Origin of the sequence: Sphingomonas sp. Ant20 (assembly GCF_000783375.1) — a bacterium.
Classification (GTDB): domain Bacteria; phylum Pseudomonadota; class Alphaproteobacteria; order Sphingomonadales; family Sphingomonadaceae; genus Sphingomonas; species Sphingomonas aerolata.
In genome coordinates this window covers 1-1,550 of record NZ_JRVI01000270.1, presented here as the reverse complement: position 1 = coordinate 1,550, position 1,550 = coordinate 1, and the positions used below count along the sequence as shown (strand labels likewise).

At 70.9% G+C, this 1,550-nt stretch carries 1 protein-coding gene and 1 pseudogene; both read left to right on the top strand.

The window, feature by feature from the left end:
* On the top strand, positions 1–710 hold a 710-nt coding region (locus NI18_RS20035), incomplete at its 5' end, for an aminotransferase class I/II-fold pyridoxal phosphate-dependent enzyme (protein WP_037532793.1).
* Positions 703–1,550: pseudogene (cbiB, locus tag NI18_RS20030) on the top strand (adenosylcobinamide-phosphate synthase CbiB); the annotation flags it as partial. The gene NI18_RS20035 and the pseudogene cbiB, both read left to right, overlap by 8 nt.

Below are 1,550 nucleotides of genomic sequence, written 5' to 3'. Positions count from 1 at the left end.
CGCCCCCGGCCCGCCATGTCGGCCCCAGCTACGCGACACACGAAGCGGTCTTCCCCGCGCGGATCTCGATCGACAGCCTCGCCGACGAAGCAGCACATGGCGGCACCATCCTGCTCGCCAACCCGAACAACCCCGACGGCCGGCTGGTCAGTCCGGACGCGCTCAAGCCAGTGATCGACCGGCTCCGCGAGAATGCGGGCTGGCTGGTCGTCGACGAGGCCTTCGCCGACACGCTCCCCGACGTCGGCCTGGCCTCGCACCTGTCCGCAGAAGATCCCGTCATCCTGTTCCGATCATTTGGCAAATTCTTCGGTCTAGCGGGTGTGAGGCTTGGCTTCATGATCGCACCGCCCGGCATCGTCGCGCGGGTCCGCGACCGTCTGGGCAGCTGGCCGATTTCCGCCACCGCGCTCGCGATTGGCACCGCCGCCTATGCCGACCGCGACTGGATCGACACGACGCGCGCACAGCTCGTCACCCGTGCAGCCGCGTTCGACGCGGTGCTTCTCCGCCACGGGCTGACTGCGAAAGGCGCCTGCCCGCTCTTCCGCCTCATCGTAACAGACGACGCCAAGTCCCTGTTCGAGCGCCTGAATATGGCGGGCATCCTGACCCGCCCCTTTACCTATGACCCCCGCTGGCTGCGTCTCGGCGTCCCCGCCGACGCAGCCGCACTGGCGCGTCTCTACACGGCGCTCGCGCATGGCTGACCCCGTCGCGCTCATCGCCCTCGCGCTCGACGCCGCGTTCGGCTGGCCGGAGCGGCTCTACCGTCGGGTCGGTCACCCCGTCGGCGGGATCGCCGCGATCATCGGCAGCCTCGAAAAGGCGCTCAACCGTTCCTCATGGCCAGACGCGACGCGCCGCATCGCCGGGGTCGCGACGCTCGCGATCACGCTCGCGGTAACGGGCGGGATCGCTGGGGCGCGACCTGGCTGCTCGCGACCTATCTCGGCGCCTATGCCTGGATCGGCATCGGCCTCCTCGCCGCCCCCGGTCTTGCGCAGCGCAGCCTCAACGATCACGTCGCCCCGATCGCCACTGCGCTTGGCATGGGCGACGTGCAGGGTGCGCGGATCGTGGTCGGCCGGATCGTCGGTCGCGACACCGACCGGCTCGACTCCGCCGGCATCGCCCGCGCCGGGATCGAGAGCCTCGCCGAAAGCTTCTGCGACGGCATCGTCGCGCCGCTCTTCTGGCTGCTTATCGGCGGGCTCCCCGGGCTGTGGATCTACAAGGCGATCAACACTGCCGACAGCCTGATCGGCCACCGCGAGCCACGCTGGCGCGCGTTCGGCTGGGCGTCCGCACGGATCGACGACCTCGCCAACTGGATCCCCGCGCGGATCAGCGGCGCCCTGCTGTGCCTCGCCGGTCCCGGCGGCTGGCGCGTGATGCGGCGCGACGCGCGCAAAACACGCCTCGCCCAATGCCGGCTGGCCCGAAGCGGCGATGGCGGGCGTGCTCGACCTCCGCCTCGCCGGGCCGGTCAGCTATGACGCGTCACCCAGCCTGAAGCCCTGGATCGGCCAGCGGGCCGCCCGCCGGGC